Source organism: Streptomyces sp. NPDC104106, from assembly GCF_055584345.1.
On the sequence record NZ_JBVJMF010000017.1, the window covers coordinates 75,404 to 100,001 of the forward strand.

The window sequence follows — 24,598 nt, forward strand, 5'->3', positions numbered from 1 at the left end:
GTGGACGGACCGGAACAGCCTACGCCAGCCGCCTTCCGCCGCCGTCGTCAGGCCGCGTACGCGCCGATCAGCAGCCCGGCGAGCGCTCCGGCCAGCAGGAAGGGACCGAACGGGATCGCCGTCCGGCGCCCCGCCCGCCGGGCCACGACGAGCGCACCGCCGTAGAGCGCGCCCAGCAGGAAGCCGGCGAAGGCGCCGAGCAGCACAACGGACCAGCCGTACCAGCCGAGTACGGCGCCCATGCCCACGGCCAGCTTCACATCACCGAATCCCATGCCTGCGGGGTTGGCGAGGAACAGCACGGCATAGCCGGCGCCCAGCGCGAGGGCCCCGTACAGCGCGGTGGGCCAGTGGCCGGCGTGGCCGGGCAGCAGGGCGGCGACGCCGAGCAGGGCGAGGGCGGCCGGGGCGAGCGGCAGGGTCAGCGGGTCGGGCAGCCGCCGTACCCGGACGTCCACCACGGCCAGCAGCACGCCCACGGGCGCGAGCAGCAGCCAGACCGCCAGCTCGGGGCGGGCGCCGGTGGCGGCGGCGAGCGCGGCGCAGATCAGGGCGGTGAGCACGGCGCAGGTGACGGCGGTGACCGACGGCGCGCGGGAGCCCCGACCCGTCTCTTCCGTCCGCGGCCTGCCCGCGCAGGTGCCGCACACCGCGGTGCCGATCCAGCCCCGGACCGGGTGCCCGGCCGGGCACCGGTCCCGCCAGGGCTCGTCGTGCGGTGCGGCGAAGCGGTGCGCGGCGCGCGGCAGCAGGGCGCCGGCCAGCGCGCCCCACAGCGCGGCCGGTACGGCGCCCGCCGCCACCGCTCCCGCGCTCACCCGCGCACGCTCCGCCACCCGCGCCGACCGCGCCGCCCGCATCGCACCATGGCCGCTTCCTACCCCGCCCGGACGGCGGGCATGGCGCGGATCCCCGGAGGTCGACAGGGCGCGGCGGCCGGTCTCTTACGGCGTCAGCAGGTCGACCGTCACATCGGCCGGGAAGCCGGTGGTGGGGCCGACACGGCGGGCGAACTCGGTGACGGCCGTCAGCTGCGGGGCGCCGAAGCTGAAGTCGAGGGTGGTGAAGTACTGGGCCAGGGTCGCCTCGTCGAAGTTCTCCCAGCGGGCGGCCTGTTCGGCGACCTTGCCGACCTCTTCCAGCGAGAGGTTGCGGGAGTCGAGGAAGGCCTCGTGGACCTGGCGGGTGATGAGCGGCTCGCGCTCCAGGTACTCCCTGCGGGCCGCCCAGACCGCGAAGACGAACGGCAGGCCGGTCCAGTCCTTCCACATCTGGCCGAGGTCGTGCACGGTCAGGCCGTAGCGCGGGCCGTCGAGGAGGTTGGCGCGCAGCGCGGCGTCCCCGATCAGGACGGCGGCGTCGGCCTCCTGCATCATCAGGCTGAGGTCGGGCGGGCAGGTGTAGTACTCGGGCTGGACGCCGTAGCGCTCGGCGAGCAGCAGCTGGGCGAGCCGGACCGAGGTGCGGGAGGTCGAGCCGAGGGCGACCCGGGCGCCGTCGAGGCGGTCGAGGGGGACCTGCGAGACGATCACGCAGGACATGACGGGGCCGTCGCAGCCGACGGCGATGTCGGGAAAGGCGACGAGGTCGTCGGCGTTGCGCAGGAACTCGACGAGGGTGATCGGACCGATGTCGAGATCGCCGCGCACGAGCTGCTCGCTGAGCTTCTCCGGGGTGTCCTTGGTCAGCTCGAAGTCGAGGAGCGTGCCGGTTCTCGCGAGCCCCCAGTACAGGGGCAGGCAGTTCAGGAACTGGATGTGGCCGACGCGCGGCCGGGTGCGAGAATTGTCCACATCGCGAGACTAGACCCCGTGCGGTACGGTGCTTGGACCGACCCCGCCGTCGAACGGACTAACAGCCGTTCAAACATCCGGGTGAAGTGATCTTGACCTCTATTGCTTTCGGGTGCCCGCATGCTAGGCTCGCCGCAAGTTGCAGTTTGGTTTCCCTTGCAGTACAGAGCCTGCGGAGCATGTGACCGCGGGCTCTCGTCGTTTTCAGACGAATGCAGTTGTGCAGCACCGTTTCGCACGTGCAGGTTCTGGAGCAGGGCAACCCTTTGTGAGCCCAAGGAGGGCTTATGGCTACCGGAACCGTTAAGTGGTTCAACGCCGAAAAGGGCTTTGGCTTCATCGCCCAGGAGGGCGGCGGCCCCGACGTCTTCGTTCACTACTCCGCGATCAACGCCACCGGCTTCCGCTCCCTCGAGGAGAACCAGCAGGTGTCGTTCGACGTGACCCAGGGCCCGAAGGGTCCGCAGGCGGAGAACGTCACCCCCGTCTGATCACTGCCTGATCGCAGAACCTGAGTGCAGTACCCAAGGAGCCCCGCGCCGTAAGGCGACGGGGCTCCTGCCTTTTCCGGCCGCGCGGCCGAATTGTCATTTCCCGTTCACTCGTGCCGCATGTTCAGGACGAACGCCCGGGAGCCGGTTGCCCGGGGCGCGTCTCCTCACCGGCGAGGCGGTCGCCTCCTGCCGGCGAACAGGCCGGGTCCTGAGATCCAGAACGCCCCGCGCCGCCGCGCCGGACCGGGGAGGGTGCCGTACGCCCCGCCGGTTGTCCGTGGGGGCCGGTACGGTCCCTGCCCATGACCGACACCCAGGACTTCCTGACCGCGACCCGGAGCTTCTACGACGCCATCGCCGACGACTACGCCGAGCACTTCCAGGGGGAGCTGACGCATCGGCCGCTGGAAAAGGCGCTGCTCAGGCTGTACGCCGAGCTGGTGGGGCCGGGCGGGGCGGTGGCGGATCTCGGGTGCGGGCCCGGGCGGACCACCGCACGGCTCGCCTCGCACGGCCTCGACGTCTTCGGGCTCGACCTGTCCGCGTCGATGCTCGCGGTCGCCCGGCGCGAGAATCCCGGGCTGCGCTTCGAACAGGGCTCGATGCTGGATCTCGACGTCCCGGACGGCTCCCTCGCCGGAGTCGTGTCCTGGTACTCCTCCATCCACACCCCCGACGGACAACTCCCATCCCTCTTCGCCGAGTTCCGGCGCGTGCTCGCACCCGGCGGCCATCTGCTGCTCGCCTTCCAGGCCGGCCGGGAGCCGCGCCGGCTGGAGCGTCCCTTCGGGCACCCGGTGACGCTGGACTTCCTGCGCCGGGACCCGGACGACATGGCCGAGCTGCTCACGGCCGCCGGTTTCACCCTCAGCTCCCGCGCCGTCCGCGAGCCCGAGGAGCGCCTCGCCGAGAACGTCCCGCAGGCCTTCCTGTTCGCCCGCAAGGACGCCTGAGCCCCGGCCGAGAAGGCGCTGCGGCCCGCTCGGGAGCGGCCGATGACCCGACACCCACCGTGTCGGCGAAGGCCCGGGCGGGCGCAGCGCGTCCCAGCCGCGCACCGCCCAACCCACCGGCAGCAACCGCAGCCGCAGCCGCCGGCGGGCACACGCTACCGATCCACACCCGCACGCCCCGGGGCCGGACGCCCACCGCGGCGACAAAGGCCCAGGCAAGCGGGCTAACGATCCGCTGCCGGGCCGGCCGATGATCCGACACCCACCGTGTCGGCGAAGGCCCGGGCGGGCGGGCTCAGGGCGTCCCAGCGGCGTACCGCCCAGCCGACCGGCAACGGGCGCAGGCCGGGCAGCGGGATCAGCCGCAGGGGACCCTCGCCGGGCACGGGCAGCCCGGGTACGGCGGGCACGACGGCACGGCCCGCGCCCAGTTCGGCGAGCAGCAGCGCGGTGTCCCAGTCGGCGACGGAGGCGTCGTAGGCGAAGCGGACGCCCGACTCGGCGCAGGCGGCGTCCAGGTGGGCGGCCGAGGCGGAGTTGGGCGGCAGCCGGATGAGCGGGACGTCGGCCAGCTCGGCCGGATCGAGCCGGGACCGGTCGGTCAGCGGGTCGTCACCCGGCACGGCGAGCACCCACGGCAGCTCGACCACGGTGCGCTGCTCGATGCCCCGCACCGGAGGCCCGAGGGTGATCCAGGCGAGGTCGAGGGTGCCGTCGGCGAGCGCGTCGAAGGTGCCCCGGCCCGAACTGACCGTGCGGAACTCCAGGTTGACCTTGGGGTGCCGGCGGCGGAAGGCGACGACGGCGTCGGACATGAAGTGCCGCACGGTGGTGGCACCGGTGGCCACGCGGACGTGCCCGCTGTGCCCGTCGAGCAGATCGCGCAGCTGCCGTACGGCGGAGTCGAGCCCGGATATGCCCTCGGCGGCCGCGGCTTCCAGGATCCGCCCGGCCTGCGTCGGCACGACCCCGCGCGGCTGGCGCTCCAGCAGGGCGAGGCCGGTCTCCCGCTCCAGCCGTTTGACGTGCTGGCTGACGGCGGACTGGGTGCAGCCCAGGTCGCGGGCGACGGAGCTGAGGCTGCCGGCCCGGCACACGGCCACGAACACGCGAAGGTCCTCCAGGGTCACAACCCCCAAGCTAACACTGGGGTTTGCGGAGGAATCCCAAGGATTGACTCAGCCCCGGGCGCGATACGAGGATCGGTACCGGGCCGCGACCGACCCAGGCGGCAACCCGCTCTCCGCAGCACCCGGGCGTCCGGACGTGCGGCGTGCGCCGGCCGGGGAGCGGGTGCCGACCCTCACCGGGAGGCCGCGTACAGCGCCTCCACCTCCTGCGCGAAGTCCCGCGCGATCTGCTCGCGGCGCAGCTTCATCGAGGGCGTGAGATGGCCGTCGGCCTCGGTGAAGTCCCTCGGCAGCACGGCGAAGCGGCGGATGGACTCGGGCCGGGAGACCATCTTGTTGGCCTCGTCGATCGCGCGCTGCAGGACCGCCTCCAGCTCGGGGTCGCCGACGAGCAGTTCCGGCGGCACCGGGTGCTTGCCGAGCATCTGGCGCCAGTGGGTGGTGCCGTCGGGGTCGAGGGTGATCAGCGCGGAGACGAAGGGGCGGCCGTCGCCGACCAGCATGACCTGGGAGATCAGCGGGTGCTGGCGCAGCCAGTTCTCCAGCGGGGCCGGGGCCACCGACTTGCCGCCCGCCGTGATCAGCAGCTCCTTCTTGCGGCCGGTGATGGTGAGGTAGCCGTCGTCGTCCAGCTCGCCGATGTCGCCGGTCGCGAGCCAGCCGTCGCGCGTCGCGGGCACGACACCGCCGGCCTGCGGGTCCCAGTAGCCGCGCAGGACGTGGTCGCCGGCGACGAGGATCTCGCCGTCGGCGGCGATCCGGACGCGCGTCCCCGGCAGCGGCCAGCCGACCGTCCCCAGCCGGGGCCTGAGCGGCGGGGTGCAGGTGGTGGCGGCGGTGGTCTCCGTCAGGCCGTACCCCTCGAAGATCTCGATGCCGGCACCGGCGTAGAAGGCGGCGAGGCGCCGGCCGAGCGGGGAGCCGCCGCAGATGATGTACCGGACCCGGCCGCCCATCCCGGCCCGGATCTTGCGGTAGACGAGCGGGTCGTAGAAGGTGCGGGCCGTCTTCAGCGAGCGGCCCGGGCCGCCGCCGGCCCCGGTCTGCCGGGCCTCCAGCGCCTCCCCGTAGCGGACCGCCACGGCCGCCGCCCGGTCGAAGACGGCGACCCGGCCGCCCGACTCGGCCTTCGCGCGGGCCGAGTTGTAGAGCTTCTCCAGCATGTAGGGGATGGTCAGCAGGGCGGTCGGCTTGAAGGCGGCCAGGTCCGGCAGCAGGTCCTCGGCGGCGAGACTCGGCGCGTGCCCGAGCCGGACCCGCGCCCGGACGCAGGCGACGGCCACCATCCGTCCGAACACATGGGACATCGGCAGGAACAGCAGTACCGACGGGTCCTCGTCCCGTGCCTTGAAGACCGGGTAGAGCAGTTCGACGGCGTTGTCGACCTCGGCGAAGAAGTTGCCGTGCGACAGCGCGCAGCCCTTGGGCCGGCCGGTGGTGCCGGAGGTGTAGATGAGCGTGGCGAGGGTGTCCGGGCCCAGCATGCCCCGGCGCACCGCGACCTCGCCGTCGGGCACCTGAGCGCCCGCCTCCGCCAGCCGGTCCACATGCTCCTTGTCCATCACCCACACATGGCGCAGGTCGGGCAGGTGCGGCAGCTCGGGCCCGAGGGCGGCGGCCTGCCCGGCGGTCTCGGTGACGAGTGCGCGGGCGCCGGAGTCGTGCAGGATCCACCGGGTCTGGAAGACGGAGGAGGTCGGGTAGACGGGCACGGTGACGAGCCCGGCCGCCCAGGCGGCGAAGTCGAGCAGGGACCACTCGTACCGGGTCCGCGCCATGACGGCGATCCGGTCCCCCGGCACCAGCCCCTCGGCGATCAGCCCCTTGGCCACCGCGAGCACCTGCCCGGCGAAGTCGGCGGCCGTCACCTCCGTCCAACCGCCGTCCGGCATACGGCGGCTGAGCGCGATCGCGTCGGGAGCGGCCTCGGCGTTGTCGAACGGCAGGTCCGCGAGCGAGCCATGGGTGACCGGGGGTACGAACGGCGGTACGTGCACCTCGCGTACGGCACCGTCCAGCCGCTGGATCCAGGGTTCGACGAGGACGGGCTTGCCGTCGTAGTCGACGGCGGAGACGGCGGGGGAGGCGGAGGAGGAGACGGGGGTGTTCGGGTACGGGGTGGACACGGGCGGCTCCTCTGGCGTGCAGACACCTGCGGTGGGCCTCGGCAGAAAGGAGTTACCGCTGGTTAGGCAGGTGATCGTACGGGCCCGCTGTGAGGGGGTTGTGCGGGTTCGGGGGTGGTCCGGGGTCGGGGATGTGCAACCTCGGGGGGTTTTGCGACAGGGGCTCACGTTAGACTTACCGGCGGTAACCTTACTCCTGAGTAAGCGCTGGGGGCTGGACATGACAGGCGAGTTGCTGCATCTCATAACGGGCGCCCTGCGCTCGCCGTTCAAACGCCCCTCCCCCGAGGCCGGACTTCCGCGCACCCGGCTCGTGCTGCCGGGCGTCCGCGTCGACCTGGCCCGCCTGGCCGCGTACGAGCGGATCTGCGGCTTCCCCACCGGCGAGACCGGCCTGCCCGTGACGTACCCGCACGTCCTCGGCTTCCCGCTGGCCATGCGGCTGATGAGCGACCGCGCCTTCCCGTTGCCGCTGCTGGGCCTGGTCCACACCTCCGTCGACATCGTCCGGCACGCCGACGTACCGGCGACGGAGGAGTACCGACTCGCCGTGCACGTCGACGGGTTGGCCCCGCACCACCGCGGCACCCAGGCCACGGTGGTGACGCGGCTGTCCGCGGGCGGCTCCGACAGCCCGGACGGCTCGGACGGGGACGTGCTCTGGGAGTCCCGCAGCACCTATCTGGCCCGGCACCGTACGGAGGCGCCCGCCGCGCCCCGGGAGCGGGAGCCGGTGCCGCCGTTGCCGGTCGTCGACGAGTGGCGGCTCGCCGAGGACGTCGGCCGCCGCTACGGCGCGGTCTCCGGCGACCGCAACCCCATCCACCTCCACCCCCTCACCGCCCGCCTCTTCGGCTTCCCGAGGGCCATCGCGCACGGCATGTGGACGGTGGCCCGCTGCGTCGCCGCGCACGGCGTGCCGCCGGGCAGGGCCGCGCTCGCGGCGCGCTTCAGGTCACCGGTGCTGCTGCCGGGGGCGGTGGCCTACGGCGCGGACGCCTCCGGCCGGTTCGAGCTGCGGGACCGGGGCGGGGAGCGGCTTCACCTGAGCGGGGAGGTGCGTCAGGCGGCACAGCCGCACATCGGCCCAGACCCGCGCCCCTAGGGGTGTGTCGTCCGATCATCCCGGCGTCGCGGGGCCCTGGCACGCGCGTCTGCGGCGTTGACTCGCCGACCGCGCGGGGACCCCCTCGCGCCGACTTCCCCACCGCCTCGCATCCGCACGCACCAGACCCCGCTCGGGTCCGCCAGGCCGCACCCTTCGCCCCGGCCGGCCTGATCCGAACGTCACCCCTGTCCGGCCGGCGGCGTCCACCGGCGGCCGGCCATCAGACTGCCCAGCCCCGACCACGCGAAGTTCATCAGCGTCACCGCGCTCTGGCGGGCGGTGGCCCCGGGGGTGCTGTTGGCCCACGCGGCCAGCGATTCCGCGGCGCCCACCAGGGCCTGCGCCAGACCCGCGACCTCGTCCTCCGGCAGGTCGGGGGCCCCGTGGGCCTCCCGGGCCGCGACGGCGACCAGGCGGGTGACGAAGGCGACGATCTCCGCGCGCATCGCCGCGACCTCGGAGGCGAAGGGCTCGCCATGGGTTCGGGCCTGGAGGTGGAGGACGGACCAGGCGTCCGGGTGCTCGGCGGTGTGCGCGAAGAAGGCCAGCAGGCCGTCCCACATCTGGCGGTCGGCGGGCAGGTCCGGGCGGACCCCGGCGCGCACCGCCCGCGTCAGCGCGGCGGCCTCCCGGCGGATGCAGGCGGTGAAGAGGTCTTCCTTGGAGTTCAGGTAGAGGTAGACCAACGGCTTGGAGACGCCCGCCAGTTCGGCTATCTCGTCCATCGACGCGGCCATGTAGCCCCGTCGGCCGAAGATCCGCACGGCGGCGTCGAGCATCTGCTGCTCCCGCACCGCGCGCGGCATCCGCTTGGTCCTCGCCCCACCCATGGGGCCAGACTAGTCGGCGGCTAGTGCCCGGGCAGGCAGCGTTCGCCCCGTCGCGACGCCCGGCACGCTCCCCCGCTGCGCGGGAGGTGCCCCCACTCGCCGCACCGGCCGAAAGCCCACGTACGCCCAGTACGAGGACTTCCGGCCGCCACGCCGACAGCACGCACCGGACACCGCTCCCTGACGGGCAGACGTCGCCTGCCGGGGCACTAGTTGGAGGTCGCCGCCTCGCCCCGCGCGCGGGCGGTGTCGTCGGCGATGTCCTCCTGGCTGCGGTTGGCGTCCAGGTTGGCCTTCATCCGGTCGACCTTGTTCACGATCTGCACCGAGGCCCGTTCCCGCTCCCTGCGCAGCACGACCCAGCTGATCGGCGCCGAGAGGACCAGGGAGAGCAGCAGCACCCACAGGAAGTTCGAGTCGCCGAAACCGCGCGGGAAGATGCCGGAGTAGACGGCTCCCCAGACGACCACGAGGCAGCCGGCGAAGATGCCGAGGCGCATCAGCGTGTAGCGGAGCATCTCAATCCACTCGTCCGATTCCAAAAGGGTCAGCGTCCAGTGAAGCACGACCGGAGGGCGATCTTGCAAGGGGGGCGCGGGCGGGCGGGTGCTGCGGGCGGCCGCAAGGGGTCAGGTGAGCGGCAGCAGCATGGTGATGTCGTCGCGGTCGTCACCCGGCGCGACCCGGATGGCGCCGGGCACCCGGCCGACCTCCTTGTAGCCGCAGGAGGCGTAGAACCGCTCCAGGCCCAGGCCGCCCCGGCAGGTGAGCCGGATCGCCTCGATGCCGTCGAGCGCGCCGGCCGCGTCGGCGGCGGCCGCGAGCAGGTCCCGGCCGTAGCCCTTGCCCTGGTGGCGGGGGTGGACCATCACCGTGTACAGCCACACCCAGTGCGTCATCAGCCGGTGGGCGTTGAAGGTGAGGAACGCGGTCGCCGCGACGCGCCCGTCCTCGTCGTGCCCGACGAGCAGCCGGGTGCGGCCCTCGGCGAGCTGGGTGAGGTACCGCACGACCTCGGGGCGTATGTCCTGCGCCGTCACCGGCGGCACGAAGCCGACGGCGCCGCCCGCGTTGGAGACCTCCGTCCACAGCTCCAGGAAGCCGTCGCGCAGGTCGGGGGTGACAGCCGGGTCCAGGGTGAAGGTAAGGGGCATGCGGGGATGCTATCCATTACCCACACGCCCCCTCCAGGGAATGCGTCACACCGCGCAGCGGCGTGCGCGAGGTCACACCCGCGTCACACCCGCATCGGCTGCGGGGTGTCCCGGCGGGCCGGGTCCGGGCCGTCGAACTCGCGGATGATCTCGTAGCGCGTGTTGCGCTCCACCGGACGGAAACCGGCGTCCCGGATCAGCTCCAGCAGGTCCTCGCGGGTCAGCTTGTTCGGGGTGCCGAAGTTGTCCGCGTCGTGCGTGATCTTGTACTCGACGACCGAGCCGTCCATGTCGTCGGCGCCGTGCTGCAGGGCCAGCTGGGCGGTCTGCACGCCGTGCATCACCCAGAAGACCTTGACGTGCGGGACGTTGTCGAACAGGAGGCGGGAGACGGCGAAGGTCTTCAGCGCCTCCGCGCCGGTCGCCATCTGGGTACGGGCCTGGAGGCGGTTGCGGACCTTGCCGTCCTTCACGTCCACGAAGTCGTGCTGGTAGCGCAGCGGGATGAAGACCTGGAAGCCGCCGGTCTCGTCCTGGAGTTCACGCAGGCGCAGCACGTGGTCGACCCGGTGGCGGGGCTCCTCGATGTGGCCGTAGAGCATGGTGCACGGGGTCTTCAGCCCCTTCTCGTGCGCCAGGCGGTGGATGCGGGACCAATCCTCCCAGTGGGTGCGGTGGTCCACGATGTGCCGGCGGACCTCCCAGTCGAAGATCTCGGCACCGCCGCCGGTCAGCGACTCCAGACCGGCGTCGATCAGCTCGTCGAGGATCTCGCTCGCGCTCAGGCCGGAGATCGTCTCGAAGTGGTGGATCTCCGTCGCCGTGAAGGCCTTCAGCGAGACGTGCGGCAGGGCCGCCTTCAGCTCCCGCAGCGAGCGCGGGTAGTACCGCCACGGCAGGTTCGGGTGCAGCCCGTTGACGATGTGCAGCTCGGTGAGGTTCTCCGACTCCATCGCCTTCGCGAGCTTGACGGCCTCCTCGATGCGCATCGTGTACGCGTCCTTCTCGCCCGGCTTGCGCTGGAACGAGCAGTAGGCGCAGGAGGCCGTGCACACGTTCGTCATGTTGAGGTGCCGGTTGACGTTGAAGTGCACGACGTCACCGTTCTTGCGGGTGCGCACCTCATGGGCGAGACCGCCGAGCCAGGCCAGGTCGTCCGACTCGTACAGCGTGATGCCGTCCTCACGGGTCAGCCGCTCACCGGAGCGGACCTTCTCCTCCAGCTCGCGCTTGAGCCCGACGTCCATGCCAACACGCCCTTTCTACGACAGCACGGCCAACGGTATCCCTAGACCTCCTCGGGCAGCTCCCCGACCCGGTTCTCCCACTTGGTGGAGAGCACGATGGTGGTACGGGTCCGCGAGACGCCCTTGGTGCCGGACAGCCGCCGGATGATCCGCTCCAGCCCGTCCACGTCCGTCGCCCGGACCTTGAGCATGTAGGAGTCGTCACCGGCGATGAACCAGCAGTCCTCGATCTCCGGCAGGTCCCGCAGGCGCTGGGCGACGTCCTCGTGGTCGGCCGCGTCGGAGAGCGAGATGCCGATCAGCGCGGTGACGCCGAGACCGAGCGAGGCCGCGTTCACCGTGGCGCGGTAGCCGGTGATGACCCCGGCCGCCTCCAGCCGGTTGATGCGGTCGGTGACGCTGGGTCCCGACAGGCCGACGAGGCGCCCCAGCTCCGCGTACGAGGCCCGGCCGTTCTCCCTCAGGGCCTGGATGAGCTGCCTGTCCACCGCGTCCATGCGATCGAAGCCTTCCGGTGAAAGTTCCTGAAGTGATGAGAGGTACTGCCACGGGCTACCCGGGCGTGCCGCCGCCCAGCTCGCCCTTCCAGCGCCGGTACAGCCCGTGCTCGACACCCGCCGCGTCCAGCACCCGCCCGGCGACGAAGTCCACCAGGTCCTGGATGTGGGTGGCACCGGCGTAGAAGGCGGGCGAGGCCGGTACGACGGTGGCGCCGGCGTCGTCCAGTGCCACGAGATGACGCAGCGTCTGCCCGTTCAACGGGGTCTCGCGCACGGCCACCACCAGCGTCCGCCGCTCCTTGAGGGTGACGCTCGCCGCACGCTGGAGCAGGTCCTTGGACAGCCCGAGCGCGACACCCGCCACACACGCCGTGGACGCGGGCACGATGAGCATCCCCTTCGCCGGGTACGACCCCGAGGACGGCCCGGCGGCGAGGTCCCCCGCGCTCCAGTACCGCACCCCGCTGACGTCCGCATCGAAGGTCCCGGGCTTGCCGTCGGCCCCCCGGCCCAGCCATTCCCGCAGGTCGTCCCGCCAGTGGGCGTCCCGGAACGAGATCCCCGTCTCGTCCAGCAGCGTCAGCCGCGAGGCCCGGCTCACCACCAGGTCCACCGGCTCGCCCGCATCCAGCAACGCCCGCAGCACAGCCGCCGCGTACGGCGTCCCGGAAGCTCCGGACACCCCCACGATCCAAGGCGCGCGCTGCGTTTCTCCTGCGTTCACACCTTGAGCGTACCGGTGGGTCGGGCAGGGCTCAGGCCGGGTGGGGCGCTGCGCACCGGGGGACGCGGTGCCTCACACACTCAGGCCCCGGACGAGGAGATCGAGCAGAGCACACACGAACAGGGCAATGCCGATGAAGCCGTTGACCGAGAAGAAGGCGCGGTTGAGGCGGGACAGGTCGTGGGGGCGGACGATGCGGTGTTCGTAGAGGAACGCGCCCGCGACGATCAGCAGACCCAGCCAGAAGAAGGCACCGGCGTGCGTGGCCACCGCGTACCAGACGAACAGGGCCGTCGTCAGGGTGTGGCAGGCGCGCGCGCCCCAGATCGCGGCCGGGATGCCGAAGCGGGCCGGGACCGACATGACGCCGATCTCGCGGTCGGTCTCGACGTCCTGGCAGGCGTAGATCAGGTCGAAGCCGCCGATCCAGATGCCGACGGCGAGGCCGAGGATCACCGCGTCCCAGTTCCAGGTCCCCGAGACGGCCAGCCAGCCGCCGACCGGGCCCATCGCCTGGGCGAGGCCCAGGATGGCCTGCGGGAAGTTCGTGAAGCGTTTGCCGTAGGGGTAGACCACCATCGGGACCACCGCGATCGGGGCCAGCGCCAGGCACAGCGGGTTCAGCAGGGCCGCCGCGCCGAGGAAGATCACGAGCGCGATCAGGGCGCCGGTCCAGGCGTGCCGCACCGACATCGCCCCGGTCACCAGCTCCCGGTGCGCCGTGCGCGGGTTGCGGGCGTCGATCTCGCGGTCGATGATCCGGTTGACCGCCATCGCGAAGGTGCGCAGCCCGACCATGCAGACCGTGACCAGCAGCAGCCGGGCCCAGTGGATGTTCTTGTCCCACTCGTACATCGCGGTCAGCGAGGCGATGTACGCGAAGGGCAGCGCGAAGATCGAGTGCTCGATCATCACCAGACGCAGGAAGGCCTTCGTGCGCCCCGGCTGGGGGATGGCGGCGGAGGCGCTGCTCACAGCCCGTACTCCTTCCAGCGGCGGTCCACCAGGGCCGCCGTAGCGGGGTCGGACAGGACCATGTCCGGCCAGCCCCCGTCCCGTGTGTACCCCTCCTCGGGCCACTTCCTCGTCGCGTCGATCCCCGCCTTTCCACCCCAGAACTGCTGGTAGGAGGCGTGGTCGAGGTGGTCGACGGGGCCCTCGACGACCGTGAGGTCGCGGGCGTAGTCGGTGTTGCCGAGGGCGCGCCAGGCGACCTCGTGCAGGTCGTGGACGTCGCAGTCGGAGTCCACGACCACGATCAGCTTCGTGAGGGACATCATGTGCGCCCCCCAGATCGCGTGCATCACCTTCTGCGCGTGCTTCGGGTACTTCTTGTCGATCGAGACGATCGCGCAGTTGTGGAAGCCGCCGGCCTCGGGCAGGTGGTAGTCCACGATGTCCGGGACGATGATCTTGAGCAGGGGGAGGAAGAAGCGCTCCGTGGCGCGGCCGAGCGGGCCGTCCTCCGTCGGCGGGCGGCCGACCACGATGGACTGCAGCAGCGGGCGCCTGCGCATCGTCACGCAGTCGATCTTCAGGGCGGGGAACGGTTCCTGCGGCGTGTAGAAGCCGGTGTGGTCGCCGAAGGGCCCCTCGGGCAGCATCTCGCCCGGCTCCAGCCAGCCCTCCAGGACGACCTCGGCGTTCGCCGGCACCTGGAGCGGGACCGTCTTGCAGTCCACCATCTCGATCCGCCTGCCCGCGATGAACCCGGCGAACAGGTACTCGTCGATGTCGCCGGGGAGCGGGGCGGTGGAGGCGTAGGTCACGGCCGGCGGGCAGCCGAAGGCGATCGCGACCGGCAGCCGCTCGCCCCGGCGCGCGGCCACCTGGTAGTGGTTACGGCTGTCCTTGTGGATCTGCCAGTGCATGCCGATGGTGCGCTTGTCGTGGCGCTGGAGGCGGTAGAGCCCGAGGTTGCGGATGCCCGTCTGCGGGTCCTTGGTGTGCGTGAGCCCCAGGTTGAAGAAGGAACCGCCGTCCTTCGGCCAGGTGAACAGCGCCGGGAGCCGCTCCAGGTCGACCTCGTCGCCGTGCAGCACGACCTCCTGCACCGGGGCCTCTTTGACCTTCCTCGGTGGCACGTGGGCCATCGCGCCGAGCTTCCCGAAGGCCTCGCGCACCCCGACGAAGCCGTGCGGCAGCTCGGGGCGCAGCAGTCCGCCGATCTTCTCGCTGATCTCGCCGTACGACTTCAGCCCCAGCGCCTTCAGCAGCCGGCGGTCGGTGCCGAAGACGTTCATCGCGAGGGGCATCGCCGAGCCCTTCACGTTCTCGAAGAGCAGCGCCGGGCCGCCGGACTTCTGCACCCGGTCGACGATCTCCCCGACTTCCAGATACGGGTCGACCTCGGCCTTGATGCGCTTGAGGTCTCCCTCGCGCTCCAGCGCCCGCAGCAGGGAGCGAAGATCGTCGTAAGCCATGCGTCCCAGTATCCGTCACCCGCTACTCTGACCCGGTCACCGGGCCCGCATCACACTCGTCGGGGGATCGCACGCCATGCTCAGGTATCTGCCGTTCCTGCTGGTCCTGGCCCTGTGGATCTACGCCTTCGTGGACTGCCTGAACACTCCCGAGGAGGAGGTGCGGCATCTGCCGAAGGTGGTGTGGGTGATCATCATCCTGCTCTTCGGCGAGGTGCTGGTGGGTCCGGTCGCGTGGCTGATCACCGGCAGGGCGCGGGAGGGCGCGGCGGCGGCAGCGGAAGGGGGCGCCGCCCGCTGGGTCGCGCCCGACGACAACCCCGAGTTCCTCAGGTCGCTGGGCAAGGACAAGCCCCAGGGCGGCCCCCAGCCCGAGTGAGCGGCCCAAACGACTTGCCATCCCCGAACTGACCTGTGGTTAATGGTCGTTACCGAGTCGCGAACGATCGCCTGACCTCTGGGGGACCACAGAATCATGCATCCGGCCCAGGACCCACCCGGCCCGCCGACCACACCACCGCCCACGCCGTTCACCGCACCCGCCGCGCCGACCGCGCCCCCGGCCGCCCCGGCCCAGGCGCCGTTCATGCCGGACGTGCCCGCGCCGTCGCCGCACCCGGCTCCCACCCGGCTCGAACTCCGGGTCAGCCAGCGGATCCTGTGGATCGGCGCGGCGGTCTACCCGCTGCACAACATCGCCCGCGTCTACACCTTCGTCATGCGCCCCAAGCGCAAGGCGGCCGTGCTGAGGTTCCTGTTCTCCAGCGCGGGCATGCTGGTCACCGGGTTCCTCGCGATGCTGCCCGGGGTGATCGCGTCGGGCGGGGGCAGCTCCGGCGCGGCCGGTTATGTCACCTTCGTGTGGATCGTGGCCCTCGTCGTCGAGATCTACTTCCTCATCGAGCTGTTCCGGGTGCTGCTGGCCGCCGACCAGCACGTCCTCGCGGTCGAGACCTCGGGCGCGTCCACCGCGCTGGTGACCAGCCAGGACCACCGGTACCTGGACCAGATCGTCGGCCAGATCTCGTACGCCATCGACCACCCGGACGCCGAGTTCAAGGTGACCGTCGAGAGCCTCCAGGTCTCGCCCAGGAACTACTACTTCGGCGACAACGTCAACATGTACGGCGGCAGCGGAAACGTGGGGATCAGCGGATGAGCGGCGGCAACCACTACTACGGCGACAACGTGACCATGCACGGCGGGCAGGGCAACACGGGCATCGTCAAGAACTACGCGGCCCCCGGCACCGACCGGCAGGATCCGGCCCTGGTCGCGGCCCTCACCGAACTGAACCGGCTCGTCGGTGAGTTGCGCGCCCGCGTGCCGGCGGCCGACGCGCAGCTGCTGGACGACACCCTGCCCGCCCTCAGCCCCGACGCCGCCGTGCCCGCGCAAGAGCGCCGGGGTGCGCTGATGGCCATCGCCGGGATCGCGAGCACCGTCGGCGCGGTGGGCCAGCCGGTGGCCGAGGCGGTGCGCGCGATCGTCGGCATGATCAGCGGCTGAGCGGGGCGGACCGTCCTGACGGCGGTGCCTCAGCTCCTGGCCCAGCTCTGGGCGGCAGCGCCGGACTCGCAGGTCTGCGTGGCCACGTTGCCGCCGAAGGAGAGGGCCAGGCAGCCCCCGTCGAACACCGTGCTCAGGGAGTTGCCGGCGCCCGTGCGCCACTGGAGCGCGGAGTTGGCGGTGCCGCAGTCCTCGACGAAGACCGACTGGCCCTTCATGTTGGCGCTCAGACAGGCACCCGTCGAGACGTTGACGACCTTGACGCTGCCGCCGGCGGCGCTGCGGAAGGTCCAGGTGGCGGTCGAGTCCGCGCACGAACCGAGGCCCGCGGAGCCGTAGACCTGGATCAGGCACTTGTCGTTCTCGCCGTTCCTCAGCCGGAACGACCCGGAGCCGCCGCTGCCGCCACCGCCGCCGCCGGACGAGCCGCCCGAACCACTCGAGCCGCCCGAACCACTCGAGCCGCCCGAGCTGCCCGAGCCACCGGACGTGCCGGAGCCCCCCGAGCCGCCGGAGCCCGGCCCCGGGTCCGGGCCTCCGCCGTTCCCGCCGCCCCCGCCGCCTCCTCCGCTCCCGGAGCCGGCCGCGCCCTTCCGGCCCGGCGCCGCGTCCTTCCCGCCGTCCGTCTTCTTCGCGCCCGCCGGGGAGGACGAGCCCGTCCCGCTGGGCGTCGGCGACCCGGAGGGGGCCGCCGAGGAGGCGCCGGAGCCGGGGTCGGCCGACGCGGAGACCGGGGCGCCCGGGGTTCCGGCGGCGCCGCTGCGGCGGGTGTCGGTGGTGTACGGCGCGAGCTGGAAGGCCAGGGTCGCCACACCGGCGCCGACGACGATCGGCACGACGGCCAGGACGACGCGCCTGCGCCGCCGCGTCCGCTCCCGTTCCGGCCGCCGCCCCGCACCGGGGCCCACGACGACCTCGGGCTCCCTTCCGGCACCGGTCGCCGCGGCGGTCGGACCAGGGGTCTCGACGGCTTCCGCGGACCCCTCCCCCTCCCCCGCCTCCGGCACATCGGCCGCGAACCCGGAGCGGCGTTCGAGGTGGTCGGTGACGGCCGGCGGCCACAGCGGGGCGGCGGTGCCGGCGGGGAGGCGGGCGGTGGTCAGTTCGACCAGTTCCTCGGCGGTCGGGCGACCCTCGGGGTCCTTGTCCAGGCAGGAGGCGACGAGGGACGCCAACTCCCGGTCCACCGTGCGCAGTTCATCCAGGTCGGGCTGCTCGTGCACGATGCGGTACAGCACCGCGTGCCCGGACTCGTCGCCGAACGGCGGGCGCCCGCAGCCCGCGTACGCCACCACGGACCCGAGCGCGAAGACGTCCACGGCGCCGGTCGGCCGGCGGGCGCCGGCGGCCTGCTCGGGCGACATGTAGGCGGGGGTGCCGACCACCATGCCGGTCCGGGTCAGCTGGCTCTGCTCGGCGGCGCGGGCGACGCCGAAGTCGATGAGGGTGACGCCGTCGAGGGTCAGCATGACGTTGGACGGCTTGACGTCCCGGTGCACCATGCCCAGCGCGTGCACCTCGGCGAGTCCGGCGGCGGCCCGGTGCAGCAGCAGCCACAGCGATTCGGCCGGCAGCGGTCCGCCGTGCGCCTCCACCGCCTCGCGCAGGGTCAGGCCGGGCACGTACGCGGTGGCGAACCACGGCGGCACGGCGTCCCGGTCCCCGGCGAGCAGCGGTGTGGCGGCCCCGGCGGGCAGCCGGGCGAGGTTGTCCAGCTCGTGTCCGAAGCGGCGGACGAAGTCCTTGTCCTCGCCGACGACCGACGGCAGGACCTGCTTGACGGCGGCGTACCGCCCTTCGTGCACACCGAGGTAGACCCGCCCCATCCCGCCGGACCCGAGGCGTCCGACCAGCGGGATCGACCCGATCCGCCGCGGGTCGTCGTCCCCGAGCGGCTCGACTCCGACCTGTTCCCCGTTCAACTCATTCCCCCTGTACCTCCGTTGGCTTGCCGCAACCTACAGTCAGCGCGCGTACGACCCGAGGCCCACCAGGCAGTAGACGTACGAGTTGACGGTCGCGCCGTTGATCGTGTAGCGGTACGAGAAGGCGTACTGGGTGCGCGGGTTGTCGTTGCAGCGGCTCAGGTCCGTGGTCAGCGGGACGGTCTCGATGACCTCGTAGTGCGCGTCGGACGCGGAGCACGAGACCTCCTCCACACCGCTGACGGACTGCGCGGTGGTGGAGTCCGGCAGGGTGCCGTCGAGGCAGGTGCCGGAGGTGTACGGGCTGGGCTCGGGGCTCGGGCTGCTGTACGGGTCACCGGTCGGCGTGTACGGATCACCGGTCGGCGTGTACGGGTCACCGGTCGGCGTGTACGGATCGCCGGTCGGCGTGGCGGGGTCGTTCGTCGGGGCGTACGGCTCGTACGTCCCCGAGTACGAGACCGACGGCGACGCACCGGCGCCGTCCGACGAACCGCCCCCGCCGCCCAGGTGGTTGACCACCGCCAGAAGGATCACGACGAGGACGGCGACCCCGAGCACGCCCAGACAGGCCACGCCCTGCCGCGGCTTCTGCTGGGGGGACTGCGGAGGCTGGGGGGACTGCGGTGACGACATCGGCGGCTCCTGGTGTGAGGATGGCACCCGTGTGGTGCGCCAGAGCACTGTTCTAAAATACGTTTCTAGAAAAGCATTCCAGTATGAGCCCGAAACAACAACGCGGTGAAGCGACCGTAGAGACCGTCCTGGACGCCGCCCTGCGCGTGTACGCCGAGGGGGGCGACCAAGGCATGACCGTGGGTGCCGTCACGAAGGCGAGCGGGGTGAGCCCGGGCAGCCTCTACCACCACTTCGGCAGCATCGACGGGCTGACCAACGCCCTGGTGACGCGCTGGCTGGGACGGCTGCTGGACGAACTGGTCAAGGCCCTGGAGGGCACCCGCACGGCCCACACCGGCATCCGCGCGCTTATCGGGGCGTACCTGGACTTCGTGCAGGAGCACCCGGCGGCGGCCCACCTGCTGCACTCCTCCTACGCCGACCGCCGGACCATGGCCGACGCCGAGCGCCTGCGGGACGCCCAGGAGGCGCGGCTGTCCCCGCTGGCCCAGTGGGCCCAGCGGTACGTCGACGCCGGCGAGCTGGCTCCGCTTCCGGCGCCGTTGCTGGAGGCGCTGATCCTGGGCCCGGTGACCGCGCTCGCGCGGCGCCGGCTGGCCGGGATGGACGACGTGGACCTCGACCAGGCGGCGGTGCTGCTGCCGGAGCGCATCTGGCAGGCCGTGCGGACGGACTCCGCGTAGCGGCGCGGCCGGCGAGTGGACCGCCCGGCCTCACCCTGCGTTAATCAATCCCGCGTTCGCCCCACCACCCGTTCCGCTGAAATGAACCGATCACGCATGTCCCCGCGCCCGTCCTCGGCATTGCCATGAAGGGGGCCCGCAATCAGGGGCCCTCTTCTGTGATGGGAGACGCGTGCGAATCACTGACATCCAGCGCTGCGAGGTCCGGCCGGGACGGCTCGTCGAGTGGACGCTGAGCCCGGCGACCGTCGCGGCCGCGGCGGCGCTCCCGGACGACACCCGGCCACCCGCCTACATCCAGGAGTCGCACATCCGGACCGCCAGGAGCGTCCGGGAGGACGGGCTGTTCGTGCCGACCTGGCTCGGCACCGCCTTCGACATCCCGGGCCCGGTGGACCTCGACGCCCTCCAGGACGCGCTGCGCGCCTGGACCGTGCGGCACGAGACGCTGCGCAGCGGCTTCCGCTGGGCCGGTGACGAGTTGCGGCGGTTCACGCTCGACGCCGCCGACGTGTCCCTGCGGCGGGAGGACATCGGTGACTTCCCGGACGCGGACGCGCTGGTACGGCATCTCCAGGACCGGTTCGACACCGTCGCGGACGCGCTGCGCTGGCCCAACCTCATCTACACGGCCGTCGTACGGGACGACGGCGCCAGCGTGTACATGGCCTTCGACCACAGCAACGTCGACGCGTACTCCCTGCTGCGGCTCCCGGCCGAGGTGCGGGAGCTGCACGCGGCGGGGCCGGGCGCGCGGCACGACGGCGACTGCGCCCCCGCCGTGGCCAGTTACGTCGACTTCTGCCAGATCGAGCGGGCGGACGCCGACGGCATCGACGCCCGGCACGCGGTCGTCGACCGCTGGCGCGCCTTCATCCGGCGCTGCGAGGGGACGCTGCCCGGCTTCCCCGTCGACCTGGGTCTGGAGCCGGGCGGGCCGCTGCCGCGCCAGCGCATGGTGTGCGAGCCGCTGGCGGACGCGGCCGCGGCGGCGGCGTTCGAGGCGTACTGCCGGCCCTACGGCGGCAGCCAGGTCGGGCTGCTGGCCGCGACCGCGCTGATCGTGCACGAGCTGGGCGGGCAGCCGGTGTACCGGACGGTGGTGCCGTTCCACACCCGGGTGAAGTCGCGCTGGAGCGACTCGGTCGGCTGGTACGTCGGCGGCGCCCCGATCGAGGTGCCCGTCGGGGCGACGACGGAGTTCCGGGACGCGATGCGGACGGTCCGCGACGAGCTGCGCGCCGGCCGGCCGCTGTCCCGGATGCCGCTGGCCCGGGTGCTGAGCCTGCTCGGCGCGGACTTCCGGCCGACCTCGCCGGACCTGTACTCGATCGTCTCGTACTGCGACGCCCGCTCCGTCCCGGGCGCCGAGCACTGGGCCGAGCAGCGGGCGCACGGGCTGATCCGGGTGTCGTACGGCGACCAGGTGTGCGTATGGGTCAACCGGCTGCACGAGGGGCTGTGGCTGGCCGGCCGGTACCCCGACACGGACGTCGCGGCGAAGAACCTGCGGCTGTACGTGGAGCGGCTGCGCGACCGCATCGCCTCGGTCGCCACGCACGGCAGTCTGACCGCCGTGTCGTGACGCGACGCACGGTGTCGTTTTCGTAACCCAACGGACATCACAACCCCTGGCCCGGAGCAACTGCCCCTTCTTACACTGCTGTTAGGGGGCGATCGTTGAGGGGGGCGATCGGGTGGGCAGACGGTTGTACGGACGCGGGGCGCTGTTCGACGTCGAGCCCGCCGGTCTCGCACCGCGGCACATCGGCCTGCGCCCCTGGCACCACCGCCCCGACCGGCTGGAGTATCCCGACGAGCCGCCCTTCGTCGTGCTGACCGGCGCCCGGGGACTCGGCAAGAGCGCGGTCCTCGCCGAGCTGCGGGACGCCTACCGGGGGCACACGCCGGTCGCGCTGATCGACTGCGCCGAGGAGCAGTTCGCCGGGCCGCCGGCGGCCCGGCCCGCCGACTCCTGGTCGCCGCTCTCGCAGGCGCTGCTGGTCCTCGCCGAGCAGCTCGCGGCACCGGTGACGGGCGCCGGCCGGATCCCGTTCCCCCGGCTGATGACGGGCCTGGTCGCGGTGGCCGCCGGCGGCTGGGGCGACGCCGACTCGGAGCAGATCCGCCGGGAGGTGGAGCGGATCCTGCTGCTCCACGAGGGCGGCTCGCGGTTGGGCGGGTTCGCCGGGCGCTGGGCGGGGAAGGTCGCGGCCAAGGTCGTCGCGGCCGCCACCGGCACCGGGCCGCTGGTGTCCGGCGCGATCGAGGCGACCCTGGAGGCGGTCTCGGAGGGCTTCTCGGGGCGGCGGCGCCAGAAGGCCTCGGAGTGGTACCGGACGTATCCGAACGCGGGCGACAGCGCCCAGCGCGGGCTCATCCTGCTCTCCCGGCACTTCCGGGAGAACGGCCCCGCGCGCGAGCACGCCGAGCGGTACCTGGTGCGGGCGCTGCTGGCCGACCTGAGCGAGGCCTACGCGGGCGTGCTGCCGCGGATGCAGCGGCTCGGCCGGCCGCTGGTGCTGCTCGACAACGCGCAGTCGGCGCCCGGCCCGGGGCTGGTCGCGGCCGTGCTGCGGGACCGCGCCGAGGGCGTCCGCGACCAGGTGGCGTTCGTGGCGGCCCGGCTCGGCGAGGCCCGCGAGGACCTGCCGGCGGCGGTGCGCAGGCGGCTGCCGGAGGTGGCCCGGCGCTCCGGCTGGGCCCCGGGCGCGGCCCCCTCCTCCCGGGCGCTGCTGGTGGCCCTGCCCCCGCTGAGCGCCGACGACACCCTGCACCTCGTCGGCGCGGTCCGCGGCGACGGCGTCGTACCCGCCGGGCTGCCGCACGCCATCCACCGGCTGACCGGCGGGAACCCGCTCGGTGTCGAGCTGCTCGCCGCGTCTGCCGCACAGAACCTGCCGCGGGTCTCCTCGCTGGGCCGGCTGCTCACGGCGGACGTCCGGCCGGCCGAGGACCTGCCCGGCCGGCCCACCTACCGGGCGCTGCTGGACGAGCTGGTGCCCGAGGCGCACCTGGAGGAGCTGACCGTGCTGGCCGCCGCGCACGACCACGGCTCGGCCTGCGCGCTGGCCGCTCAGCTGCTGCCGGCCACCTTCGGGCCGGCGAGCGTACGGGAACTCCAGGCGCTGCTCGCCGAGGAGGGGCTGCCCGCGGTGCCGGGCCGGTTCGTCGGGGACCCGTTCGTGCGCACCCTGCTGCTGCTCCGGCTGCATCTGTGGGAGGACGACCACACGTCCTGGCGCACCGCGCACGAGCAGCTCGTCGCGTACTACGCCGCGCCGGAGGACGCCCGGTACCGGCTGCACCACGAACTGGCCCTCGGCCGCACCGACGCGGCCGTCGCCCATCTGCGGGACACCTTCGCCACGGCGCAGACCCGGACCTGGCTGCGCACCCTGCTGTTCATCGCGTCCGCGCCGTACTTCCACGCGCACGACGCCGAGGGCCGCGACTTCACCGGCCGGGCCGACGAACGGGCCGCCGTCGCGCTCGGCCACACGGACGCCGCGCATCCCGTGCCGGAGGGCGCGGACCCCGTACTGCACCGGCTGGTGCGGCGCCTGCTGCACGCGGTGTGGCAGCTGGCAGACCCCCTGGCGCTGCCCGACCGGCAGGTGTGCGCCCGGCTCGGCTTCGAGTTGGAGCAGCTGTCGAACCTGCAGCCGGCGGGCAACGCCCTGCTGTGGCGCGCCTCGCGCGACTGGCCGGCGGCGGCGCTCGCCGGGCGGCCGATGACCGGCCCCGAGGACCCCGGGGACAGCGACGACGGCCCGGACGACCGGAGCGGGGAGGCGTGATGGCGCGCGTGGGGACCTGGTTGCGGGAGGGCGTGTGGGCGATCCCGCTGCGCCGCTACGTGGCCCTGCTGCTGGCGGCGGCCCTGACCGCGGGCCTGGTGCTCGTGGTCCGGGTCCTCGTCCACGACGACCGCGGCTGCGCGCCCGGGGTGTCCCGGCCGCAGGGCAGCGACGAGTGCGTGGGCGTGGCGACGGGGCCGACGGCGTACGACTTCGGGCAGGACCGGCTGACGGACGCCGTGCGGGCCATCGCGCGGGAGAACTCGCAGCTGAAGCCCGGGCATTACGTGACGGTCGCGCTGATGCTGCCGTTCACCGCCACCTCCGCGACGATGCTCAACGACATCCAGCACCAGCTCCAGGGCGCCTACCTGGCGCAGTACCAGGCCAACCACGACTCCAACGGCCAGACCCCGCCGATCCGGCTGGTGCTCGCCAACCCCGGCGCCACCGGGGCGTACTGGCCGCGGACGGTGGACCGGCTCCGGCGGATGACGACGAGCGCGGACGCGCTGCGGGCGGTGGCCGGCATAGGGCAGAGCACCCCGAACAACACGGCGGCCGTCGCGGCGCTGGCCAAGCTGGGCATCCCCGTGGTCGGCTCCTCCATCACCGCCGACGACCTCGCCAACGGCCGGCCCGGCAAGAACCCCGACCCCTACCCCGGCCTCGCCCGGGTGGCGCCGACCAACACCGACGAGGCCAGGGCCCTCACCAACTTCGCCAAGGTGAAGCAGGGCAGGGCGCTGCTGGTGTACGACAAGCCGGGCGACCCGTACACGATCACGCTGCAGAAGTCGTTCGCGTCGCTGATGACGAACCCGAAGTACGAGCCGCAGCCGTTCACCCCGCCCGCCGACCGCAGCCAGGAGGGGACGACCCCGAACACCTTCCGGCAGATCACGGACCTGGTGTGCGACACCGATCCGGGCACCGACACGATCCTGTTCGCGGGCCGGCACGTGCAGTTGCGGCAGTTCATCAACGCGCTCGGGGCGCGCGGCTGCCAGGACCGGAAGTTCACCGTGCTCACCGGCGACGAGGCGTCGTACCTGACCTACGAGAAGGCCCTGAACCGCGACGCCCTGCGGCACAACCTCTCCGTGCTGTTCACCTCGCTCGCCCATCCCGACGCCTGGGTGCAGAGCCCGCCGGCGACGGGCGGCTCGGCGGCGGACTTCGCCACGCTGCAGAACCTGCTGACGGCCGCGAAGGGCTCGACGGTGGGCCCGATCGGCACGGTCGCCCTGGACGACGGCCAGCTGATCATCGGCTACGACGCGCTGCGGCTGGCGGTGCACGGCATCCGCGAGGCGGTCCAGCCGGGCCAGTCCCTCCCGGCCCTCGCGGACGTGGGCCTGCAGTGGCCGCAGATCAAGGGGAAGTCGCTGCGGGTGAACGGGGCGAGCGGCTGGATCTGCCTGGACGTGCACGGCAACCCGTACGACAAGGCCGTGCCGATCGTGCAGCTGACCCCCGAGGGCGGCGCGCAGTTCGTGAGGATCGCCTGGCCGGCGGGCAGGCCGCCGTCGCAGGAGTGCCTGCCGCCGGCCTAGGACG

The 24,598-nt window shown here is 72.7% G+C and carries 24 protein-coding genes; 10 read left to right on the top strand and 14 right to left on the bottom strand.

Annotated features, from left to right (window positions below; all coding sequences use genetic code 11):
- Positions 1-47: 47 nt before the first annotated feature.
- The gene (locus tag ACZ60X_RS32340; RefSeq protein ID WP_469606095.1) at positions 48-818 is read right to left on the bottom strand and encodes a prepilin peptidase; all 771 of its coding nucleotides are present in this window, start codon (positions 816-818) and stop codon (positions 48-50) included.
- Between the two features lie 126 nt (positions 819-944).
- Positions 945-1,793, bottom strand: coding sequence for a menaquinone biosynthetic enzyme MqnA/MqnD family protein (locus tag ACZ60X_RS32345; RefSeq protein ID WP_469606098.1), 849 nt, complete (start codon positions 1,791-1,793; stop codon positions 945-947).
- Positions 1,794-2,080: 287 nt separating this feature from the next.
- Here ACZ60X_RS32345 and ACZ60X_RS32350 point away from each other — a divergent pair, with 287 nt between their 5' ends.
- Together ACZ60X_RS32350 and ACZ60X_RS32355 are read left to right on the top strand one after the other, a co-directional pair.
- The gene (locus ACZ60X_RS32350; RefSeq protein WP_004984723.1) at positions 2,081-2,284 is read left to right on the top strand and encodes a cold-shock protein; all 204 of its coding nucleotides are present in this window, start codon (positions 2,081-2,083) and stop codon (positions 2,282-2,284) included.
- 305 nt (positions 2,285-2,589) lie between these two features.
- Positions 2,590-3,240, top strand: a complete 651-nt coding sequence (locus ACZ60X_RS32355) for a class I SAM-dependent DNA methyltransferase (protein WP_469606101.1) — start codon at positions 2,590-2,592, stop codon at positions 3,238-3,240.
- Positions 3,241-3,464: 224 nt separating this feature from the next.
- Here the strand turns inward: ACZ60X_RS32355 and ACZ60X_RS32360 are convergent, their stop codons facing one another.
- Both ACZ60X_RS32360 and ACZ60X_RS32365 read right to left on the bottom strand, forming a co-directional pair.
- Entirely contained in the window at positions 3,465-4,370 is a 906-nt protein-coding gene (locus tag ACZ60X_RS32360) for a LysR family transcriptional regulator (protein ID WP_469606104.1), read from the bottom strand.
- Positions 4,371-4,543: 173 nt separating this feature from the next.
- Positions 4,544-6,496 carry an AMP-dependent synthetase/ligase gene (locus tag ACZ60X_RS32365; protein WP_469606107.1) on the bottom strand — a complete coding sequence of 651 codons (1,953 nt, stop codon included), beginning with the start codon at positions 6,494-6,496 and terminating at the stop codon, positions 4,544-4,546.
- Between the two features lie 220 nt (positions 6,497-6,716).
- Between ACZ60X_RS32365 and ACZ60X_RS32370 the strand changes: the two genes are divergently transcribed.
- The gene (locus tag ACZ60X_RS32370; RefSeq protein WP_469606109.1) at positions 6,717-7,601 is read left to right on the top strand and encodes a MaoC/PaaZ C-terminal domain-containing protein; all 885 of its coding nucleotides are present in this window, start codon (positions 6,717-6,719) and stop codon (positions 7,599-7,601) included.
- Between the two features lie 182 nt (positions 7,602-7,783).
- Here the strand turns inward: ACZ60X_RS32370 and ACZ60X_RS32375 are convergent, their stop codons facing one another.
- From ACZ60X_RS32375 to ACZ60X_RS32410, 8 genes are all read right to left on the bottom strand, one after another.
- On the bottom strand, positions 7,784-8,434 hold the full coding sequence (locus ACZ60X_RS32375; protein ID WP_469606112.1) for a TetR/AcrR family transcriptional regulator: 651 nt from the start codon (positions 8,432-8,434) through the stop codon (positions 7,784-7,786).
- 209 nt (positions 8,435-8,643) lie between these two features.
- Positions 8,644-8,952, bottom strand: coding sequence for a DUF4229 domain-containing protein (locus ACZ60X_RS32380; RefSeq protein WP_469606114.1), 309 nt, complete (start codon positions 8,950-8,952; stop codon positions 8,644-8,646).
- Positions 8,953-9,063: 111 nt separating this feature from the next.
- Positions 9,064-9,588, bottom strand: coding sequence for a GNAT family N-acetyltransferase (locus tag ACZ60X_RS32385; RefSeq protein ID WP_469606117.1), 525 nt, complete (start codon positions 9,586-9,588; stop codon positions 9,064-9,066).
- Between the two features lie 83 nt (positions 9,589-9,671).
- Entirely contained in the window at positions 9,672-10,835 is a 1,164-nt protein-coding gene (gene mqnE, locus ACZ60X_RS32390; RefSeq protein ID WP_469606119.1) for an aminofutalosine synthase MqnE, read from the bottom strand.
- 41 nt (positions 10,836-10,876) lie between these two features.
- Entirely contained in the window at positions 10,877-11,332 is a 456-nt protein-coding gene (locus ACZ60X_RS32395) for an Lrp/AsnC family transcriptional regulator (RefSeq protein WP_059251851.1), read from the bottom strand.
- A gap of 55 nt (positions 11,333-11,387) precedes the next feature.
- A complete protein-coding gene (locus ACZ60X_RS32400) occupies positions 11,388-12,059 on the bottom strand; it encodes a UbiX family flavin prenyltransferase (protein ID WP_469606121.1) in 672 nt (223 codons plus the stop codon).
- A gap of 72 nt (positions 12,060-12,131) precedes the next feature.
- Complete coding sequence (mqnP, locus tag ACZ60X_RS32405) at positions 12,132-13,034, bottom strand: menaquinone biosynthesis prenyltransferase MqnP (protein ID WP_469606123.1); 903 nt, start codon at positions 13,032-13,034, stop codon at positions 12,132-12,134.
- Positions 13,031-14,482, bottom strand: a complete 1,452-nt coding sequence (locus ACZ60X_RS32410; RefSeq protein WP_469606126.1) for a menaquinone biosynthesis decarboxylase — start codon at positions 14,480-14,482, stop codon at positions 13,031-13,033. The genes mqnP and ACZ60X_RS32410 overlap by 4 nt, the downstream gene beginning before the upstream one ends.
- A 76-nt stretch (positions 14,483-14,558) precedes the next feature.
- On the opposite strand from ACZ60X_RS32410, the gene ACZ60X_RS32415 reads away from it, so the two are divergent.
- The 3 genes from ACZ60X_RS32415 to ACZ60X_RS32425 all read left to right on the top strand — a co-directional run bounded on the left by ACZ60X_RS32415 (position 14,559) and on the right by ACZ60X_RS32425 (position 15,991).
- Positions 14,559-14,861 (top strand): PLDc N-terminal domain-containing protein, encoded by a 303-nt coding sequence (locus ACZ60X_RS32415; protein WP_469606129.1) that lies wholly within the window; start codon positions 14,559-14,561, stop codon positions 14,859-14,861.
- A gap of 96 nt (positions 14,862-14,957) precedes the next feature.
- Positions 14,958-15,641, top strand: coding sequence for a DUF6232 family protein (locus ACZ60X_RS32420; RefSeq protein ID WP_469606131.1), 684 nt, complete (start codon positions 14,958-14,960; stop codon positions 15,639-15,641).
- On the top strand, positions 15,638-15,991 hold the full coding sequence (locus tag ACZ60X_RS32425) for a hypothetical protein (protein WP_469606134.1): 354 nt from the start codon (positions 15,638-15,640) through the stop codon (positions 15,989-15,991). The genes ACZ60X_RS32420 and ACZ60X_RS32425 overlap by 4 nt, the downstream gene beginning before the upstream one ends.
- A gap of 29 nt (positions 15,992-16,020) precedes the next feature.
- Here the strand turns inward: ACZ60X_RS32425 and ACZ60X_RS32430 are convergent, their stop codons facing one another.
- Both ACZ60X_RS32430 and ACZ60X_RS32435 read right to left on the bottom strand, forming a co-directional pair.
- Entirely contained in the window at positions 16,021-17,913 is a 1,893-nt protein-coding gene (locus ACZ60X_RS32430) for a serine/threonine-protein kinase (protein ID WP_469606137.1), read from the bottom strand.
- A gap of 42 nt (positions 17,914-17,955) precedes the next feature.
- Positions 17,956-18,552, bottom strand: a complete 597-nt coding sequence (locus ACZ60X_RS32435; protein WP_469606139.1) for an LppU/SCO3897 family protein — start codon at positions 18,550-18,552, stop codon at positions 17,956-17,958.
- A gap of 83 nt (positions 18,553-18,635) precedes the next feature.
- Here ACZ60X_RS32435 and ACZ60X_RS32440 point away from each other — a divergent pair, with 83 nt between their 5' ends.
- The 4 genes from ACZ60X_RS32440 to ACZ60X_RS32455 all read left to right on the top strand — a co-directional run bounded on the left by ACZ60X_RS32440 (position 18,636) and on the right by ACZ60X_RS32455 (position 24,594).
- Complete coding sequence (locus ACZ60X_RS32440; protein WP_469606143.1) at positions 18,636-19,238, top strand: TetR/AcrR family transcriptional regulator; 603 nt, start codon at positions 18,636-18,638, stop codon at positions 19,236-19,238.
- Between the two features lie 172 nt (positions 19,239-19,410).
- A complete protein-coding gene (locus ACZ60X_RS32445) occupies positions 19,411-20,823 on the top strand; it encodes a condensation domain-containing protein (RefSeq protein WP_469606145.1) in 1,413 nt (470 codons plus the stop codon).
- Between the two features lie 112 nt (positions 20,824-20,935).
- On the top strand, positions 20,936-23,038 hold the full coding sequence (locus ACZ60X_RS32450; protein ID WP_469606147.1) for a hypothetical protein: 2,103 nt from the start codon (positions 20,936-20,938) through the stop codon (positions 23,036-23,038).
- Complete coding sequence (locus ACZ60X_RS32455; RefSeq protein WP_469606150.1) at positions 23,038-24,594, top strand: hypothetical protein; 1,557 nt, start codon at positions 23,038-23,040, stop codon at positions 24,592-24,594. The genes ACZ60X_RS32450 and ACZ60X_RS32455 overlap by 1 nt, the downstream gene beginning before the upstream one ends.
- Positions 24,595-24,598 lie beyond the last annotated feature (4 nt).

What these genes read in the sequence shown, in the direction of transcription:
- ACZ60X_RS32350 (WP_004984723.1), top strand. Translation starts at nt 2,081, where the DNA reads ATGGCTACCGGAACCGTTAAGTGGTTCAACGCCGAAAAGGGCTTTGGC.
- ACZ60X_RS32440 (WP_469606143.1), top strand. Translation starts at nt 18,636, where the DNA reads ATGAGCCCGAAACAACAACGCGGTGAAGCGACCGTAGAGACCGTCCTG.
- ACZ60X_RS32410 (WP_469606126.1), bottom strand. Translation starts at nt 14,482, where the DNA reads ATGGCTTACGACGATCTTCGCTCCCTGCTGCGGGCGCTGGAGCGCGAG.
- ACZ60X_RS32355 (WP_469606101.1), top strand. Translation starts at nt 2,590, where the DNA reads ATGACCGACACCCAGGACTTCCTGACCGCGACCCGGAGCTTCTACGAC.
- ACZ60X_RS32380 (WP_469606114.1), bottom strand. Translation starts at nt 8,952, where the DNA reads ATGCTCCGCTACACGCTGATGCGCCTCGGCATCTTCGCCGGCTGCCTC.
- ACZ60X_RS32370 (WP_469606109.1), top strand. Translation starts at nt 6,717, where the DNA reads ATGACAGGCGAGTTGCTGCATCTCATAACGGGCGCCCTGCGCTCGCCG.
- ACZ60X_RS32395 (WP_059251851.1), bottom strand. Translation starts at nt 11,332, where the DNA reads ATGGACGCGGTGGACAGGCAGCTCATCCAGGCCCTGAGGGAGAACGGC.
- ACZ60X_RS32375 (WP_469606112.1), bottom strand. Translation starts at nt 8,434, where the DNA reads ATGGGTGGGGCGAGGACCAAGCGGATGCCGCGCGCGGTGCGGGAGCAG.
- ACZ60X_RS32455 (WP_469606150.1), top strand. Translation starts at nt 23,038, where the DNA reads ATGGCGCGCGTGGGGACCTGGTTGCGGGAGGGCGTGTGGGCGATCCCG.
- ACZ60X_RS32425 (WP_469606134.1), top strand. Translation starts at nt 15,638, where the DNA reads ATGAGCGGCGGCAACCACTACTACGGCGACAACGTGACCATGCACGGC.
- mqnE (WP_469606119.1), bottom strand. Translation starts at nt 10,835, where the DNA reads ATGGACGTCGGGCTCAAGCGCGAGCTGGAGGAGAAGGTCCGCTCCGGT.
- ACZ60X_RS32385 (WP_469606117.1), bottom strand. Translation starts at nt 9,588, where the DNA reads ATGCCCCTTACCTTCACCCTGGACCCGGCTGTCACCCCCGACCTGCGC.
- ACZ60X_RS32435 (WP_469606139.1), bottom strand. Translation starts at nt 18,552, where the DNA reads ATGTCGTCACCGCAGTCCCCCCAGCCTCCGCAGTCCCCCCAGCAGAAG.
- ACZ60X_RS32420 (WP_469606131.1), top strand. Translation starts at nt 14,958, where the DNA reads ATGCATCCGGCCCAGGACCCACCCGGCCCGCCGACCACACCACCGCCC.
- ACZ60X_RS32415 (WP_469606129.1), top strand. Translation starts at nt 14,559, where the DNA reads ATGCTCAGGTATCTGCCGTTCCTGCTGGTCCTGGCCCTGTGGATCTAC.